The sequence below is a fragment of the Acinetobacter haemolyticus CIP 64.3 = MTCC 9819 genome (assembly GCF_000369065.1).
In the GTDB taxonomy this organism is placed as follows: domain Bacteria; phylum Pseudomonadota; class Gammaproteobacteria; order Pseudomonadales; family Moraxellaceae; genus Acinetobacter; species Acinetobacter haemolyticus.
In genome coordinates this window covers 103,685-122,155 of sequence record NZ_KB849800.1, presented here as the reverse complement: position 1 = coordinate 122,155, position 18,471 = coordinate 103,685, and the positions used below count along the sequence as shown (strand labels likewise).

Annotated in this window: 14 protein-coding genes; 4 read left to right on the top strand and 10 right to left on the bottom strand. The window is 39.9% G+C overall.

Translation table 11 applies throughout. The features are described from left to right. Positions 1–14: 14 nt before the first annotated feature. The 5 genes from ligA to F927_RS03240 form a co-directional block, all read right to left on the bottom strand. A complete protein-coding gene (ligA, locus tag F927_RS03260) occupies positions 15–2,042 on the bottom strand; it encodes an NAD-dependent DNA ligase LigA (protein WP_005081425.1) in 2,028 nt (675 codons plus the stop codon). A gap of 72 nt (positions 2,043–2,114) precedes the next feature. Further along, entirely contained in the window at positions 2,115–3,152 is a 1,038-nt protein-coding gene (locus F927_RS03255; protein WP_005081423.1) for a cell division protein ZipA C-terminal FtsZ-binding domain-containing protein, read from the bottom strand. A gap of 1 nt (position 3,153) precedes the next feature. Then, a complete protein-coding gene (gene smc, locus F927_RS03250; protein WP_005081421.1) occupies positions 3,154–6,603 on the bottom strand; it encodes a chromosome segregation protein SMC in 3,450 nt (1,149 codons plus the stop codon). 10 nt (positions 6,604–6,613) lie between these two features. Next, positions 6,614–7,309 (bottom strand): GntR family transcriptional regulator, encoded by a 696-nt coding sequence (locus F927_RS03245; protein ID WP_005081419.1) that lies wholly within the window; start codon positions 7,307–7,309, stop codon positions 6,614–6,616. A 368-nt stretch (positions 7,310–7,677) separates the two neighbouring features. Beyond that, on the bottom strand, positions 7,678–8,478 hold the full coding sequence (locus tag F927_RS03240; RefSeq protein ID WP_005081417.1) for a sulfite exporter TauE/SafE family protein: 801 nt from the start codon (positions 8,476–8,478) through the stop codon (positions 7,678–7,680). Between the two features lie 25 nt (positions 8,479–8,503). Here F927_RS03240 and F927_RS03235 point away from each other — a divergent pair, with 25 nt between their 5' ends. Continuing rightward, entirely contained in the window at positions 8,504–9,259 is a 756-nt protein-coding gene (locus tag F927_RS03235) for a biotin--[acetyl-CoA-carboxylase] ligase (protein ID WP_004638093.1), read from the top strand. Between the two features lie 15 nt (positions 9,260–9,274). Beyond that, the gene (locus F927_RS03230) at positions 9,275–10,018 is read left to right on the top strand and encodes a pantothenate kinase (RefSeq protein WP_005081414.1); all 744 of its coding nucleotides are present in this window, start codon (positions 9,275–9,277) and stop codon (positions 10,016–10,018) included. Here the strand turns inward: F927_RS03230 and F927_RS03225 are convergent. Together F927_RS03225 and ffh are read right to left on the bottom strand one after the other, a co-directional pair. Beyond that, on the bottom strand, positions 9,988–10,575 hold the full coding sequence (locus F927_RS03225; RefSeq protein ID WP_004638091.1) for an RBBP9/YdeN family alpha/beta hydrolase: 588 nt from the start codon (positions 10,573–10,575) through the stop codon (positions 9,988–9,990). The two genes, F927_RS03230 and F927_RS03225, sit on opposite strands and share 31 nt — an antisense overlap. Positions 10,576–10,735: 160 nt before the next feature. Beyond that, entirely contained in the window at positions 10,736–12,145 is a 1,410-nt protein-coding gene (ffh, locus tag F927_RS03220) for a signal recognition particle protein (protein WP_004638090.1), read from the bottom strand. 147 nt (positions 12,146–12,292) lie between these two features. On the opposite strand from ffh, the gene F927_RS03215 reads away from it, so the two are divergent. Both F927_RS03215 and F927_RS03210 read left to right on the top strand, forming a co-directional pair. Further along, complete coding sequence (locus tag F927_RS03215) at positions 12,293–13,102, top strand: cytochrome C assembly family protein (protein WP_005081410.1); 810 nt, start codon at positions 12,293–12,295, stop codon at positions 13,100–13,102. Positions 13,103–13,182: 80 nt separating this feature from the next. Beyond that, the gene (locus F927_RS03210; RefSeq protein WP_005081408.1) at positions 13,183–14,115 is read left to right on the top strand and encodes a tRNA dihydrouridine synthase; all 933 of its coding nucleotides are present in this window, start codon (positions 13,183–13,185) and stop codon (positions 14,113–14,115) included. Positions 14,116–14,183: 68 nt separating this feature from the next. Here the strand turns inward: F927_RS03210 and F927_RS03205 are convergent, their stop codons facing one another. The 3 genes from F927_RS03205 to F927_RS03195 form a co-directional block, all read right to left on the bottom strand. Then, complete coding sequence (locus F927_RS03205; protein ID WP_005081405.1) at positions 14,184–15,176, bottom strand: DUF6160 family protein; 993 nt, start codon at positions 15,174–15,176, stop codon at positions 14,184–14,186. A gap of 92 nt (positions 15,177–15,268) precedes the next feature. Next, on the bottom strand, positions 15,269–17,728 hold the full coding sequence (locus F927_RS03200) for a DUF6160 family protein (protein ID WP_005081404.1): 2,460 nt from the start codon (positions 17,726–17,728) through the stop codon (positions 15,269–15,271). 29 nt (positions 17,729–17,757) lie between these two features. Beyond that, complete coding sequence (locus tag F927_RS03195) at positions 17,758–18,465, bottom strand: DUF6160 family protein (RefSeq protein WP_005081399.1); 708 nt, start codon at positions 18,463–18,465, stop codon at positions 17,758–17,760. Between the last annotated feature and the right edge of the window lie 6 nt (positions 18,466–18,471).

Here is an 18,471-nt window from a genome sequence, read left to right as displayed (position 1 = left end):
AATTTTCAAATCAATTAGGTTTGATATTGAGCCAAAAAGTCTAAAAATTCTTGCTCATTCATTACTCGAATTTCTAATTTTTGCGCTTTTTCTAATTTACTGCCCGCTTTCTCACCCGCAACTACACATTTGGTTTTACTGGAAACACTGCCACTTACTCGAGCACCCAGCGCTTGAAGACGTTGTGTTGCCTCATCACGCCCCATACTTTCCAATGTTCCTGTGACGACCCAACTCTCACCATTGAGTGGCTGACGAGTCGGTGCTGTCGGTGCATCCCAATGAATGCCAGCTGCCATTAAACGATCTAACACTTCGATGTTATGCGGTGCTTGGAAAAAGTCAGCGATCCATTCAGCGGTAATATCACCGACATCAGGGGTTTTCTTAAGTGCTTCAACATCAGCTGCTTTCAAGGCATCCAAGGTTTGAAACGTATTTGCAAGCATACGTGCTGTCGTTTCACCAACACCACGAATACCTAAGCCATAAATAAAACGCGCTAATGTGGTTTTCTTACTGGCTTCAATGGCATCAATCAAGTTCTGAACCGATTTCTCACCCATTTTCTCAATGGTCAGTAAAGTTTCACGATGCTCATGCAAATGATAAATATCAGCCACATCTTTCAGTAAATCGAGATGTAACAATGACTCCACCCAACGATCACCCAAACCCTCGATATCTAAGGCCTTACGTGAAACAAAGTGTCGAATGGCTTCAATACGTTGCGCAGCACAATACAAACCACCTGAACAACGTGCTAAAGCTTCGCCTTCTGGCATGACCACTGGTGAATCACATACTGGACAATTCGTAGGGAGATGAACAATCTCCGCATCGGTAGGTCGGAACTCAGCCCAAACTTTCTCAACCTTTGGAATCACATCACCAGTACGATATACACTCACCGTGTCACCAACACGCACATCTAAACGATGAATTTCCCCGATATTGTGTAAAGTCACATTCGAAACAGTTACACCACCGACAAATACAGGTGCAAGACGTGCAACCGGTGTCAGTGTTCCGGTACGTCCGACTTGCCAATCTATATTTTCGACTTTGGTTAAAGCTGCTTGTGCTGGAAATTTATAAGCAGTTGCCCAGCGTGGTTCACGACTTAAGAAGCCCAATTGTTGTTGCTGTTTCAGGTCATCGACCTTTACCACCATGCCATCAATTTCAACATTTAAATCTGGGCGTTCTTGTTGAATCTGCTCATAACGTTGTTGAACTTCTTCAATCGACTCGCAAAGATATTGTCTTTCGGCGATTTCAAAACCAAATTTGGTAAGCCAATGCAAACTGTCATGCATCGTTGCTAAACCATGATGTGGTTGACACTGTGCGATCCCATAAGCATAGAATGCTAAAGGACGTGATGCTGCGATATTAGGATCAAGTTGTCTTAAACTACCAGCTGCAGCGTTTCGAGGGTTCGCAAAAGTTTTTTCACCTTTGGCTGCTTGATCAGTATTAAGCTTTTCAAACCCTTGTTTTGGCATTAATACTTCACCACGCACTTCTAAAAGCTGTGGTATAGCTTGAGATTGACCTGATAGAACCTTCGGCAAATTGCGAATGGTCTTCACGTTCTGAGTAATATCTTCACCAGTTTCACCATCGCCACGCGTCACGCCACGCACCAACACACCATTTTCATACCAAAGTGAGATCGCTAAACCATCTAGTTTCAGCTCGACTTCATATTGCACTTTCTGATTGGGTAAACGTTCATCTATGCGACGGGCAAAAGCAAATAACTCTTCTTGATTAAAGACATTGCCCAATGACAACATCGGCACTACATGGGTCACACTTTCAAATTTCGACAGTGCTTGACCACCCACTTTATTGGTTGGGGTATCCGCTTGGATGCATTCAGGGTATTGTTGTTCTAATGCTTTAAGCTGATGAAATAAATGGTCATATTCACTATCTGAAATTGAAGGTTGATCCATCACATAGTAAGCATGATTGTGTTTTGCAATGAGCTGAATCAATTGACGCATTTGCTCAATCACTGAATTATGTTCCATTTACTTTTCACCATATAAAAGGGCGGAAAAACCGCCCTATAACTTTTTACTCAATTCATTATAAAAGATTAATTAGGTCGCTGCTTGATTTGAACGATAGTCAATCACATGATGACGCCAATGTTCTTTCAATTGCGGTGTAAATTCTAAGTTATTTTCATCATAGACTTTACCATCAACTTCACGCGCAATTAAACCTGCAATACTAGTCATCATGTCATAACCCGTAACAGCTTTGCTATTCGGTAAAGCCAAGAAAAATGCTAAGCCCTGAACTTGTTCACCTGACAATGTTTCCAAATCAAAACCTGCAGGCCCATGGTCGGTAATACGTAAGACAGAGAACATTAAAGCACTTGGCTCATCGGTATTTTCATAACGATGGAAGCAAGACATTTCACCATAGCGCAAACCATATTTGAGTAAAACTTTTAACGCTTTATCACCAGACAAGGCACGGCGAGGATTTGGATAAACATTTAATGCAATAATCTGTTCAGCTGTTGCCAATGCACTTTCATCATCATAACGCTGTTGTTCATGCAAATGTACATCCAGAATATTGCTTTCTCCATCAAATTCAGCGATTTCAACCGTTTCAATATTAGGATTTAAACTCAGCTCTGGTTCACTTTTAACTTGCTCTGACTGAGTTTCTTCTGTGGTTTTATCCGACTCTTCAACCTTCACAACTTGTTCGGTAAGTGATGGGGCAGTTTCTGTCGTTTCCTGTGTCAATTTCTCTTCTTCAGTACCTGTTTCCGAGGTAACTGTAACCTCACTGATGGTGTCTTCGGCTTTCTCATCTAGCTGTTGTTCGACTTTTTCTTCAACAATCACCTCTTGTTTTGGTGATTCAACTTGTGGTTCGACCTCAACCACTTCATCATTTAAACGAGGTTCAACACGTGCGCTTGGACTCGCCACGTCATTTTGTAGCAGTTGGTCTCGTACATGACGAGGAATTACAGGCTGATTACTTTCAGGATTAATATGTAATTCTGCTTCTAATGAAGGTTCAACTGGTTTTGGTTTTCTTAAAATCATGGTCAAACCAACAAGCATAATCACAACGGCGACAACAATGCCTATTATTGTATTCACTTCCATACTAGGACTCCGCAACTAACCCGTATTCTTTTGCCTGTTCTAAATCAACAGTCACTAATTTTGATGTACCTGGCTCTGGCATGGTTACACCCAACAAATCTGTCGCCATTGTCATTGCCAATTTATTATGTGTAATGTAAATGAATTGCACTTGTTCAGAAAGCTCTTTTACCAAATTACAATACCGCTGCACATTTGCATCATCCAATGGCGCATCGACCTCATCCAAAACACAAAATGGTGCTGGATTTAATCTAAAGATCGCAAAAACCAAAGCCAAAGCAGTTAAAGTCTTTTCTCCACCTGAAAGTAGGGCCAAAGAACTATTCCGTTTACCAGGTGGGCGCGCCATCAACTTTACGCCTGATTGCCAATCATCTTCGAGGCTTAGTGTCGCTTCACCACCACCAAACACTTTCGGAAACAACATTTGTAACTCTTGATTGACCTGATCAAATGTTGTCATAAACAACTTACGTGTTTCTTGATCAATACTCTTCATCGCAGCTTTGAGCTGATCTACAGTATTTTGCAAATCCTGCATTTGATGATTGAGTTCATCAAAACGCTGAGAAACTTCCTCATATTCTTGTGAAGCTGCCAAATTCACCGCACCAATTTTTTCAAATTGTTGTTGTGCTTTTTCAAGTTTCTGCTGATGTTCTTTAATTTCAATCGATACATCTTGGAGAACCTCAGCGTTTAATTCTTTTAGCTGATCGAGATAGTGCTCCCGATCTGATTTAGCTGCCTGCCAAGCCAGACGCTTTTGCTCTAACTGCTCACGCACTTGTTCATCTTTTTGTTGGGCTTGATGACGTTGCTCAGTCAAATGTTGCTGTTTTTCTTGAACCTGATTCAGCTCAAGCTGCCATTCATTCCAGTTTTTTTGCAATTTTTCTGTTTGTTGAAACTGTTCTTGAAACTGCGACTCTAAATTTGGAAGCTCCAATTGAATCGGATCAACGAATTTCTTTGCCTGCTCTATTTGCTCGATGATTTGGCGATACTGTGTTTTTAAGAAAGATATATCTTTCTCTAATAATTCAATTTGCTGATTCGCCTGCGAGGTCTGACGGCGTAGTGTCTCTCGTTGTTGCTGTTGTTGTGTGAGTTGCTGTTGCTGCTCATCTAACTGTTCATTCAGACTTTCTACCTGAAACTGCAAGGTTTTATAGTTCGGTAATACCGCTTCTAATTTGAGTGCAAGTGCATGTAGATCAATCTCTAAATCATCACGCTGCATTGCATCTTCTTCGAGTTGCACATCCAATTGTTTAAGTTGATCTGCTAACTGTTGTTGCTGTACCACAAATGCCTGTGCCGTACTTTGTAGCTTGGCAATTTGCACATCGAGTTGTTGTAACTCTTTTTGCTTTTGCTTCAGACTTTGCTGTTGTTGCTGTAAGGTCTGCTGTTGCCGCTGCAAGCTTTGCTGTTGTTGCGAAAATTGATTTTCCCAATCAAGTAACTGTGGCTGCTTTTCTGCAAGTTGTTGTTCGATTTCCTCTAAACGCACTTGATGGCTTAGCACGCCCTGTGCACTTTGACTATCTTCATCATAATGCAGGCCAATCATCCAATCCGCACCAATATGATAACCATCAAGCGTCAGAATTGATTGTGCATGATTAAGATCAGACTGATAACCCAATGCTGTCGTTAAATCATCTGCAACGGCAACATTTGCCCAGAGCGAAGATTGGGGAGCTTCAATAAAATCACTTAAACACCGCAGTTGTTGTATTTGAATCTTTTGCTGCGTAGATGATTTTAACTGACGCGCCACATCTTCTTGGAATGTTTGTCCACTCTCAATCAGCTGTGCTTGCAACCATTTAGCTAAAAATTTTTCAATGATCACAGCATGAGCTTTGCCTTGAGCAGTTAAACGCAAGCTTTGCATCAACCGTACTGCATTCTGATCATGCTTTGGACTTTGTTTTACAACGAATTGATTTAAGTTTTTTTGCTCAGCCAATAAAACCTGAATCTCTGTTTTTAGGCTTTGTAGATCCGTCTTGTTTGACTGTTGCTGATCTTGCTGTGTCTGTACCTCGTACTGTAACTGGTCAATTGCAGCTTCTAACAGAACAATTTCCTGCTGCAATTGTTGCTGTAATTGTTCGAGCTGAGCTTGTTCATCATTCTGAACTTGTGCACGAATCTGACTGGTTTGTGCTTGTAAGGTCTGCTTTTGTTGTTCAAGCCTTAAAACATTTTTCGTCAATTGCTCAATTTGCGCTGCCATTTGCAACTTTTTTTGCTGTTGCTGCTCAACTTGAGTCTTGAGTTGCTCAAATTGCTGCTGGGCTTGTTTTTGCTGGGCTTGAACATCCGTAAAGTTTTGCTCAGATGATTGCGTTTGCTGTTCCAATGCCAGCAATGTTTCATTTTGCTCATCAAACTGAGTGCTAAGGGTTTCTACCTGTAACTCTGATAATTGTAAGCGCTCTTTGGTTTGAAGTTTTTGCTGCTCAAGTTGAGCCAAACTACTACTATTTTGCTGAAATAGACTTTGTTTCTGCTCCAGTGTCATTTTCAGTTCAGCAAGTTTTTTCTCTGCCTGCTGCCATTCCTGCTGCAAAGGCGATGATTGTTGAATTAGACGCTGGAATAATGCACTGGTCGCTTCAAGGTCATGCTCAATGGTATTTGACTCAGAACGAACCAGTTTGAAACGCTCACCAAGTTCTGTCATTTCAACTGTATATTCTTGTTGTAACTTGTGACTTTGATTGGCTTGAAAAGAAAGGATTTCAATTTTTAAATGACGAATTTGGCTTTCTAACGTTTTATATTGAATTGCAGCTTCAGACTGACGTTTTAGCGTTCTTAGCTGTGATTTTAACTCGACAGCGATATCTTCTAAACGCGCTAGATTCTGTTCGGTATGTTCTAAATGCTGTAGCGTCTCACGACGACGTGCCTGATAGCGGGAAACGCCTGCCGCTTCCTCAATAAACACACGCATTTCTTCAGGTTTGGCTTCGACTAGACGGCTAATCATACCCTGCTCAATCACCGCATAAGAACGCGGTCCTAAGCCTGTACCCAAGAAAATATCGGTAATATCACGACGACGGCACCGTGTACCATTTAAGAAGTATTCTGACTTACCTTCACGCGTGACTTGGCGACGAACAGCAAGCTCATTGTAAGCATTATAAGCGCCGCCTAATTTGCCATAGGTATTATCAAAACGAAGTTCTACACTGGCCACACCGACAGGCTTTCGCTTGGATGTCCCTGTGAAAATAACATCCTGCATACTGCCGCCACGCAATTGACGTGCGTTGGACTCGCCCATAACCCAACGAATCGCATCAATGACATTCGACTTTCCACAACCGTTCGGCCCAACAACCGCAGTACGGTTGGCCTTAAAATGTAAAGTGGTACTATCGGCAAAAGATTTAAAGCCTGAAAGTTTTAAACTGCTTAAACGCATACTGCCCTAACTAACGGCGTGAGCGTCTCGCCCAAGCCAATTCAATCTGTTTCATACGTGTCAGAGATTCCAACACAAGGTTACGCAAGTGTCGACAAAAATCTTCCATAAATAAAGCAGCTTGTTGTGATTTTCGGATCAAAATAGCATCAATCACGAGCTTAAATAGCGTAAATGATTCTTGCAGCTCACGACGTGAGGTATTTAAGGTCAAAAAATAACTACGACGTAGAGATGGTAACAGTTCTTTATAGAATTGCATTAAATAAGGATTTGCCACCATGTCATGTTGTTCTGCTAAATAATTAAAAATCGCATCATAAAATTTCTCAATATCCCCAGCTCTAACAAACTCAACCAACTGATCCAACATAACTTGCAATTGTTCAGCTTCGTTGACACGCCATGTCTCACTAATCCGCTGCACAATATGCCCAAGTACCATGACGTTGGTATCAAACAAGGCTTTAACCTGTTGAGCGGACATTTCAGAAACAATCGCACCACGACGTGGGAAAATTTCGATCAGATAAGTACGTTCTAGTAATAATAATGCTTCACGGACAGAACCCCGACTGACATCCAATTCTTTAGCGATACGTAATTCTTGGATGCGTTCACCCTCAACCAACTCACCGCTAATGATTTGTTCACTAATATATTTTGCAATCTGTTCAGAAAGACTATCAGCCTCTTCAAGATTCATGGGCCCCTCGCTATCTTTGTTATACGCATTGTCCAATGCTATTTGCGCTTTTTTGTTTTAACTGATCTCGCGCTATAAATTCTATATCATTGTCTGACAATTTTATTGCTTTTTAAGCCAATCATATGGAAAAAAACCACGCAGCCCCCTGTTTTCAATAAAAACCTTAACTTTTCTACTTTTAATATCAAATATTTATGTATAAATTTTAGCGATCAACCATATATCTGAAACATAAAACCAATAAAGAAATTATTGATGTAAATCACATTAAATAAAATTTAATCCAAACAAGTCGCACAAAACCCATATTCATCTTGGTAATTTCCAATAAGTTCACAAAAGCTGCGTTTTTTTAACCAAAGGGCTTAAAAAAGCCCTTTATATACAAAATAACAGCCTACTGTGACTAGCAGCCCTGCAAAACATTTTTTTAACATCGCTGGAGACAAACGATGAGCCACTCGCGCACCGACTTTCGCAGTAATAAAACTCATTATGCTAATGCCTATAAAAGCATAAATATGAACATAACCAATGGTGTTTGGTACCTCAACCTGTTGCTTTGTGCCAAACCACATAAACCCCACTGCACCAGCAACCGCGATCGGTAAACCACATGCTGCAGAAGTTGCGACTGCTTTTTGCATTACCACGCCATATCGATTTAAGAAAGGAACCGTTAAGCTCCCCCCACCGATACCAAAAATTGCAGATGCGACCCCAATTCCGCCTCCAGCAGCCAATTGAATCGGAGCAGATGGTAAATGGCGATTTGGGTCTACTACACCATGCGCACCTCTAAACATCTTAAATGCCATCCAAATTGCAAATATACCAATCACCAGCTGCAAATGCTGACCAGACATAAGATCTGCAATACCAGCCCCTAAAAATGAACCTAGAACCAAACCTGGTGCCAAATTACGAAAAACCGACCACAAGACTGCCCCTTTTTTATGATGAGCCATCACTGAACTGATCGAAGTCACAATAATCGTCGCCAAAGATGTTCCTACGGCAATATGCATGATGACGTTAGGGTCATAATTTAGTTGAGTGAAAACAATATATAAAATTGGAACAATAATTAATCCACCGCCCACGCCAAATAGCCCTGCGGTAAATCCAGCAATTGCACCAATCAGCAAATATATGATTAACTCCATAAATACATGACCACTCTACTTAAAAATGATGGATGATTTCGTAACACGTCAACTACAGCAATTGCTTAGTGCCAAAGGCCAATTTCCCGAAGTGGTTTTACTCAAAACTACGACCACATCAACCAACGATGATATGCGTGAAATTGCTCAAAAAGGTATAAGCACAGGATTGGTGTGCAGTGAACAACAAACACAAGGTCGCGGTCAACACCAAAGAGCCTGGTCATCACCAGAAGGCAATATTTATTTAAGCACATTGATTCAAAGTCAAACGGCCTTGGATGGTCGCCTCGCGCTTGAAGTTGCATTAAATATTTTACAAATGCCAAGTCTGCACAGTTTAAATCTACAAGTAAAATGGCCCAATGATTTATATAGTCCTCAAGGTAAATGGGGCGGAATCTTGGTTGAACCTTTATCAAGCAATCAAGCAATTGTCGGTGTAGGCATTAACCTCAACACACCGCCCGTCGAAAATGCAGATCAAGCGATCACGTCACTGCATATGCTTGGCTTACATCAAATTGATCGACTTACATTGATTGCAGAATTGTATACAGCGATTCAACAAGCAGCTCAATGGTTTGAACATGGCTCTTATAACTTAGCTGAACGCTTCAATCATCATGCGATTTGGATCAACCAACCCGTTGAATTTGAACATACTCAAGGCAAAGTTCAAGGGATTTTTCAAGGGATTTCAAATGATGGTGCTGTCCTTATCCGTACAGATCACACGCAAACTTTTTATCAAGGTCGGTTAAGACTTACATCGCATTAAGGAATAAAACCACTTATGAAAAGTTTATGGCTAGATATCGGCAATACACGTCTTAAATATTGGATAACTGAAGGTGAGCATGTCATTGAGCATGCCGCTGAACTACATTTACAATCCCCAGCAGATCTACTCTTAGGTTTGATCCAACATTTTCGCTACCAAAACCTCAGTCGTGTCGGAATTTCTTCGGTATTGGACAGTGAGAATAATCAACGTATTCAAAGTATTCTTGATATCCTTGATATACCCGTCATTTTTGCAAAAGTGCATGCAAATTATGCAGGTTTGCAATGTGGTTATGATGTACCAAACCAACTCGGGATTGATCGTTGGTTACAAGTTTTGGCAGTTGCGCATGTAAATGAAAACTATTGTGTAATTGGTTGTGGAACTGCTCTAACAATCGACCTAGTAGAAGGTATGCAGCATCTGGGTGGATATATCTTACCGAACTTATATTTACAACGAGATGCACTCATCCAAAATACCAAAGGCATTAAAATTCCTGATTCTGCTTTTGATAATTTAAAACCCGGACACAACACTGTCGATGCTGTCCATCATGGCATTTTATTGGGACTGATCAGTAGCATTGATCAAATTATGCAGCAATCTCCAAAGAAACTTATTTTAACGGGTGGAGATGCAAATTTATTTGCAAAGTTCCTGAATCATTATCAACCACAAGTTGAACCAGATTTACTTCTAAAAGGCTTACGACAATATGTTCAACTTAGTTCAACTTTGAGTAAGGCTTGAATAATGGGTAAAAGTTGAGGAAATTCTGAATAACCATCTTCTGCACGAAAATGTCCAGCTTGTGCCACTTCGATCAACTGCGCATTGAGTAAATGTGAAAACTTAAAACTAAATGGAACAGGTACTATTGGATTGTTACTCGAAAAAATAACGACTCTACGCTGGATATTTAACCGCAATATTCCAGCATCGATTTTACAGTGATTTATAAATGAATCTAATGCTGGATAATTTGGAATTGACTCATTAAAACCGGCAATAAATATGCCTGCCTTTATCGTTTTTTGTTGCAGTTTTTTCGTCAGATATCGAGCAACCGCTACACAAGAAAGCCCATGCGCCACAACTATACTTTGTTCATCCATTTTTTTTAACTGTGCTTCCAAACAGGTCTGCCAAATCTCAGGATCCGGATGACTCGCATCAGCTAAAAAAATCCGCTCAACAGTAACATTTAGCAGTTTGAGCTGTTGTTCCAACCAAACATACCAGTGCTGATCTGGATCAGCGTTCATACAATGTGCAATATACACCGTATTCATTATATTTTGAGACATATTTAACATTATTATTCAATATAAAACATAGACTTAAAATTAATTTTGCTCCTTTAAAACCAGATTGAATATCGATTTTTTGTATTAATTTTATACAAATCCACTCGTTATAGATTAATAAAAAAGGCGCATAACGCGCCTTTTAGAAATGATGGTTCAATTATTTTTTGGAATCATTATTTCCAAATAACGGTCCCATACCACCGCCACCACCAAATTGTTTTTGCATATTGCCCAGTGATTTAAGCATCTTGCTCATACCAGATGGATTGGCGAACTTCTTCATCATTTTCGCCATCTGCGCTTGTTGCTTAATGAGTTTATTCACTTCAGCGACATCCATACCACAACCCGCAGCAATACGCTTTTTACGACTCGGGTTCATCAAGTCAGGATTACGACGTTCTTTAATCGTCATCGACTGGATGATTGCTTCCATACGTTTCACTTGTTTTTCAGGATTTGCTTTTTCAATCGCATCCTGAATGCCAGAGTTACTCATACCTGGGAGCTTATCCAAGAAGCCCATCATGCCGCCCATTTTACTCATTTGCTCAAATTGCATCAGCATATCTTCAAAGTTGAAGGTACCGCCCTTTTGCAATTTCTTCGCCATTTTTTCGGCTTTTTCTTTGTCGATTTTACGTTCAACTTCTTCGACCAAAGAAAGGACGTCACCCATCCCCAAGATACGTTGTGCAACACGGTCTGGATGGAATGGTTCAAGCGCATCTAGTTTCTCACCAATCCCCAAGAACTTGATTGGCTTGCCTGTGATAGCACGAACAGAAAGTGCCGCACCACCACGCGCGTCACCATCAGTTTTGGTCAAGATCACACCTGTTAAAGCCAAAGCATCGTTAAACGCTTTTGCTGTATTGGCAGCATCCTGACCTGTCATCGCATCAACAACAAACAAAGTTTCTGTTGGCTTAACCGCAGCATGTAATTCTTTGATCTCATCCATCATGTCATCATCGACATGGAGACGACCCGCCGTATCGACAATCAAGACATCCGCAAATTGAATCTTCGCTTGTTCAATCGCGCGATTTACAATATCAATTGGTCTTTCAGATGCTTGCGATGGAATAAAACCAACACCGACTTCGTTCGATACGGTTTCTAACTGCTTGATCGCTGCTGGACGATATACGTCAGCAGAAACCGTCATTACTTTTTTCTTTTGGCGTTCTTTTAAGAAGCGTGCCAATTTTGCTGCGGTTGTGGTTTTACCCGCACCTTGCAAACCTGCAAGGAGAACAACGACAGGTGGCTTAGCACTTAAATCTAAAGTTTCATTTGCTTCACCCATCATCTTGGTGAGTTCATCATAGACAATTTTTACAAATGCCTGACCAGGAGAAAGCTGTGTCATGACCTCTTGACCGAGTGCTTCTTCCTTCACCTTCGCGATAAATTCACGAGTTACAGGTAACGCCACATCGGCTTCAAGAAGTGCCATACGTACTTCACGTAGGGTATCTTTAATATTGTCTTCGGTCAGCTGCCCTGAGCCAGTAACATTTCTTAAACTCTGTGTGAGTCGTTCTGTTAAGGTATCAAACATTGCGAAATCCGCTTAAAATGGCTAGTTGCAAAAAAATCTTTCTTAAAATAGAAAATTTATGCATAAGATGCTATAGGATACTGTAGTTCGCAGCGAATTTATATCTTATATGGTGAATATTATTCATCCCCCTAAAAAAGGTTTGACATGATCAGTCTCCCCTTGGTTTACACAATTTTGGCACTTGTGGCTTATACCAGTTCTTTTTGGTATTTGTTTATTCGTCTAATGTCAAAACGTACACCAAATCTTTGGTGTTACGGTCTTCTCGTTGGTTTAGGACTGTTATTACACGGTGTAGTTCTCTATCAAGACATGATGACACCAATGGGCATCAACTATGATGTATTTAACCTTATCTCGTTCACCTCGGGGCTTATGCTCACCTTGAGTTTAATCCTTAGCCTGATTCGCCCCGTTTTACCTTTAAATCTGATCGGTACGCCCGTTGCTGCATTTGGTTTAATTCTAGGATTTGTATATAGCAAGCCAAATCAATTTATTGAGATGCATAGTCTTGGATTAGATTTACATATTATTTTATCCCTTTCAGCCTATGCTGTACTTTTAATGGCAACCATTCATGCCGTTCTCTTGTGGTTCCAAGACAGAGAACTGAAAAAGAAGCAAAAAAAACGGATTTGGGTCAACTTACTCCCTCCCTTCCAAGTGATGGAATCATTACTCTTTGATTTAATTATTACAGGATTTGCTCTACTCACTGCCGCCTTATTATTTGGCTTCTTTACCATTGATAATTTCTTTGCCCAACACCTTGCGCATAAAACTGCGTTTAGCATTATTTCGTGGTTTTTATATGGTGCTTTGTTGATTGGACATTACAAATTTGGTTGGCGTGGACGCAAAGCGATTCGTTTTACAATTACAGGTTTTATCTTGCTCGCGATTGGTTTTATTGGCAGTAAATTTGTACTCGAAATGATCTTAGGACGTTAAGTATTCCATATGTGAATAAACACTAGACAGCGTTTCTTAAAATGCGTATAACGCTGTTTTCGCTTAACTAGGTAACTACCGTGAAACTTGTACTTGCCCCAATGGAAGGTCTAACTGATCCAATCATGCGTGATGTTCTCACTCATGTGGGCAGCTTTGATTGGTGCGTGACCGAGTTTATTCGTATTACTGACAGTATTCTACCAGACCATATTTATTATAATTTTTGTCCTGAATTACAAACGGATGGCAAAACTGCTGCGGGTACACCTGTCCACGTTCAGTTTCTAGGAAATAATCCCGATATGCTGGCAGCGAATGCAGCTAAAGTTGTTGAACTTGGCGCGCCAGCAATTGATCTCAATTTTGGTTGTCCAGCCAAAACGGTCAACCGCCATCGTGGTGGTTCAGTGCTACTCGATGAACCTGAAACTGTTCATTTATTAGTAAAAGCAGTACGTGACGCTGTACCTTCTCACATCCCTGTTTCAGCCAAAATGCGTTTAGGTTATCTGGATGAAAATCATACGATGGAAAATGCTCATGCCATTGAAGATGCTGGTGCTAGTTGGTTAACTGTACATGCGAGGACCAAAGCCGATGGTTATACTCCGCCCGCATATTGGGAAAAAATCCAACCGATCACTGAAGCATTAAAAATCAATGTGATTGCCAATGGTGAAATTTGGAACAATACTGATGCTAAGGCATGTCTGACCCAATCTCACTGTACAGATCTTATGATTGGTCGTGGTGCTGTGACCACCCCAGATTTAACCCAGTGTATCCGCCAAAATGTTGATTATGCTTTATTAAGTTGGCAAGATTTGGTTGAATTACAACATCGTTTTTTAAGTGGTCAATTTAAAACTGAAATTGGCATGATTGGTCGTTATAAACAATGGTTAGGTATGATGACCAAGGCATACCCTGAGGCACAAGAACTTTGGGGACAAGTAAAGCGAATGAAACAATTGGAACAGATTTTGGTCTGCCTAAATCATACCAATTAAACCTCTGCCTATAAAAAAGAGCGGATCCATACCGCTCTTTTTTTACAGGTAAACTTTATGCAATTGAACTACATTCCACCAACATTAACTCTTAGATTGGTCACTGAAGCGCCTGTTATACCAACATTTCCAATGGATGCATTCGGTAATGCATGGAATGTTCCCGTCGCACTCTGCCCCGCAGTACCTAAAGTTACATTATTCAACTTCAAATCAAATTTGCTGCTTTCACCAGTATTGCCAAAAACTAAACCCGTATTTTCAATACCGGCATAAAAACCATTTAATGCAAAAGGATTACCCTCATGGCCTGTTAACTGCAAATCAAAACTGGCACCGACTGGCGCTGTTGACGCATCTCCTGCAGTTGCATAGTCTGATACGAGTATCATATTACAACCCGTTCCAGCGCCACAAATAGAATTAATTCCGCCACCAAATAATACCATCCGATTTTGGGGAGCTGCTCCTAATTGGATGTTAAAGTTTGGCTTATTATTTGGATCAAAAGCGATATCGATATTACTATTTGAGCGTAAAATTTCTTTAACATTTGTTTTCGGAATATTACCTGCCCCAAACATTGAGTTAGTTGTATAAACATCTGCAATTAATGTTGAAAGCGCTGTACTTGGCGCTGCATAAATTGAAAATGGGGAAATACGAATTCCATCTACACCATCAAAAGATAAAGCAATATTAGCAAATGCACCATTTAAACCAGTACCACGATCCGTATCAATCACAGCCTTTAATCCTAGTTGTGTTGAAGATCCAGCAGATAAACCAGATACCTTAACACTCTGCGCAGCTGTTCCCGCAACACCTGCAACAACTAGGCCTGCTTTATTAGTGTAATTATCTGGATCGGTATGCCCTGTATAAGACAAACCATCCTTATCAATCATAGCAATCTGTTTAAATTCAAGATCTGTATTTATCGTAATACTTAACCCATCTTGTCCTGTTGCTAATGACAAGCTTTGGTCATCCATTGGTTGCATTGCCATTGTAAATGGGCTTAATAACAACACTGACACATATCCTAGTTTCTTATTCATTGCCCTAATCCGTAGACAAGTGTTTAAAAAATACTCACACCAAAGTAACACAATTTTTATATTCCTCAATCCTTTTCAGATGAGATGAGCCTTTAATTACGAGGCATAATACTAAATTGGCTACTCAAACGACCGCCCGTGATTGCCATTTCACCCAAACGTGCTCCTTTTCCAGTTTCTGGTGGATATAAATTTATATCACGAATTCTTAAAACGCCTTCAGTAGTACGTTGAGGGTTAAAAGTAAGATCTGTATTAAAACTAACCACCCCTTCAGCACCATTCTGACCAGCTTTAGGTTCGATCACAATTGCATTATCAAATGCAACTTTACCAGTAATGTTATCCAAGCCAACAGTTGACTTATCAATTGGGTCACTAATTTGTATGGTATTTTTATCACCTGTTAGCTGAAAATCTCCCACAATATTAAGACGGTTTCCTGTGCCATCAGCTTTATATTCACTGTTTGGAATCAGTGAAAGATTCATATTTCCACCTAAACGCAGGTTCAAACCAAATAGAACATCATCTTCATTTGCAAAATTATTATTAGGAGCAAAACTTTTATTACTACAAGCCGATATAGGATTAGTGATACAACTTTGATAAGTTGCGCCAGGTAAATATCCTGCAGCAACTTCGGCAGCCATCACAATTAACATATCTTCAAGACTAACATTCATGCTTCCTTTTTCAACACCAATACTACCCGTTCCTTTTAGGAGCATATCAATGTTACGTAGTCCCATGTAATAATCTGTAGCACCATCGATAACTAAAATAGAGGTTGTTTTATTCCCCAGTTTCGTATTATTCACTGGATCTCGATCAATACCATATGTGTTCATTGCCAGTGAGAAGCCCAAACGTGGAGTCTGTCCTGTACCAACTGCAATACCTTGAGTATTACCCTGCTGATAATAATAAACTTTACTCACATCAACAGTCGTTCCAAACATTGCCATATTTGCGTTTAAACCATAAAAAGGCAATGCCAGCCCCCATTGATTATTATTATGCTCAGCAATATTAGGAACGCTTTGTCCAAAAGCATCATTGGTTCTTGCACTATTGGTAAAACGTCCACGTTTTGATAATGCTTGGAATTCAGCTCCGCGAACAGCGACAAGTAAACTATAAGGGTTTGCTGTACTTGCTCCCGTATGGATATTCTGAATATAATCAGCATCTGTTGTCAGTGTACTGTTGTCACCAAACCGGCTCGTTTGGAAAGCATAGTTTGCTGGTAAAAAAACTGACTTGGTGTCTGCAAGATTTATATAAACATCACCGCTATTAAAAGAACCACGTGTTCCCTGTTGTAATCCAGTTAAATTACCAAACTCAAAGCCATAAGTATTTAGTCCAGCTCCACCAATTTCTAGAGTGGTTGCTTTACCGTCACTGCCTAACATTGAATCATCATCTACGGTAAAGTCAGCTGCCATTTTAAAGCCGATACCCGTATTTCCGACAACATTACTGCCACTTTTTGCTTGACCTAGAATATTAGTTCCGTCTGGACGACCATAATTGGTTCCATATAAAGGATTGCTTTTTCCATCACTACTAATGCCACGTAGTTGCAAGAAACCATTTACCATACGGCCACTCGCACCCACACGAATTAAACCATTTGCACCTTGAGGACTTTTCGTTAACTGATTAATTGCATACGGATCTGTTTTACTTACATTCTCATTAAGCATAAACTCCAAATTTAACCCAGCATTTGTTAGATCCGAATAGCTACCAGCAATTAAACTATTACTGGCTGCATCGGATGCACGGATAAAATCAACATATCCATGCGTTAAACTTGGTGTTGTTGTCATCCCTGCTTTAGCAGCACCCTCAGCATTTGTTTGTAACTTAAAACCTTCTATAGCATCAATAAACATGACGCCCTTACCAAGAAAATTAAAGTTAAGATTTTTTAGAATTAACTGGTTTAACTCATCATTAACATCAGTTTGCCCTAAATATACATTGGCATTATTGATTCCTAGTTTAAGCGTAGACTGTCCTGTTTTACTAAATAATCCATCGCGAGTTTTGAAATCGATATCAATCACTGAACTCGTTTGAATAGCCATATTCCCAATTGGAGCACTACAATTTTGACTTGCTTCAGTATCACACACCTTAAAATTATCAATTGTGATTAATGAGGGATTCGTGGAAATGCTCAAATCTAAACCGACTTTACCATCAGCATGACTTCCACCATTAATCTTATAACTTGTACCTGGTGTTAGTGAACTAGAGTTACTTTGAGTAATCTTGAAGCCCTCAGCAACTGCTCTCAATTGATCGTTGGTTGCCCCTGCACTTCCACGTCCTGCATTATCTTCCCAATATAATTGCTTGACATTTACCTCATCAAAACTGGTATTAATAGAAATACCATCTTGTCCATTAATTTGCCGCAAAGCACTATCATCTAAACTTTGCATAGCATATGCAGAATGACTAGCGATTAATAAGCTAGCTGCAAGTGTATTAAGCGTAAAATATACGAGTTTGTGATTTTGATTGTTTTTTTTCATCACTTCAGTCCTTTGAAATCTACACTTAATTAACAACGCGGATGGCTACCATCACAGCCAAATACCTTAATTGTTCCTTGTAATGCAAGATTACCGTTCATTCGTAAACCCATAAATCCTGTTTCTTTACCATGATCATAAGCAGAGTTTGGTGCATTTGAAGCATTATAAAAAGAGTTTTTCAGATAACCATAACCATTCGTAGGTGGATTATTTGGATCTGTTCCTTCTACCACTTTTCCAGTCGTAGTATCAATATAACTCGTAAAGTCATCTTGCTCGATTGATAGTGCATTAAAACCAAAATTACGAATTAAGATTGGTGATGTAGCTTGATAGCTTAATTGAATAGCAGGTTTAATCGTATCACCATAAACTAAATCAACCCCGTCTAAACCTAATTTTTGAATATCAACCGTACCTTGTATACCCTTAAAAACCGACCACAACCTATAGGCAGGATTGTCAATGGTTGGATTACTAACTGCATTATTATTGGCATCGACAAAACGTCTATTCACAGAAAGCGCAAGTCGACAATAAGCTAAGTTTATACAAGCACTCTCATCAAATACATACTTTCCATTTTCTAATCTATGATTTAACGACAATTTAAGTGATAAATCAGCCCCTGCCTGTGCTTCTACAGCTTGCAGCTCACTGTTATCTAATGCTTGCAATCCTGCATGCGCAATACTGGCGCTACATAATAGGAGAAAAGTTGATAACTTTTTCATCTCTTA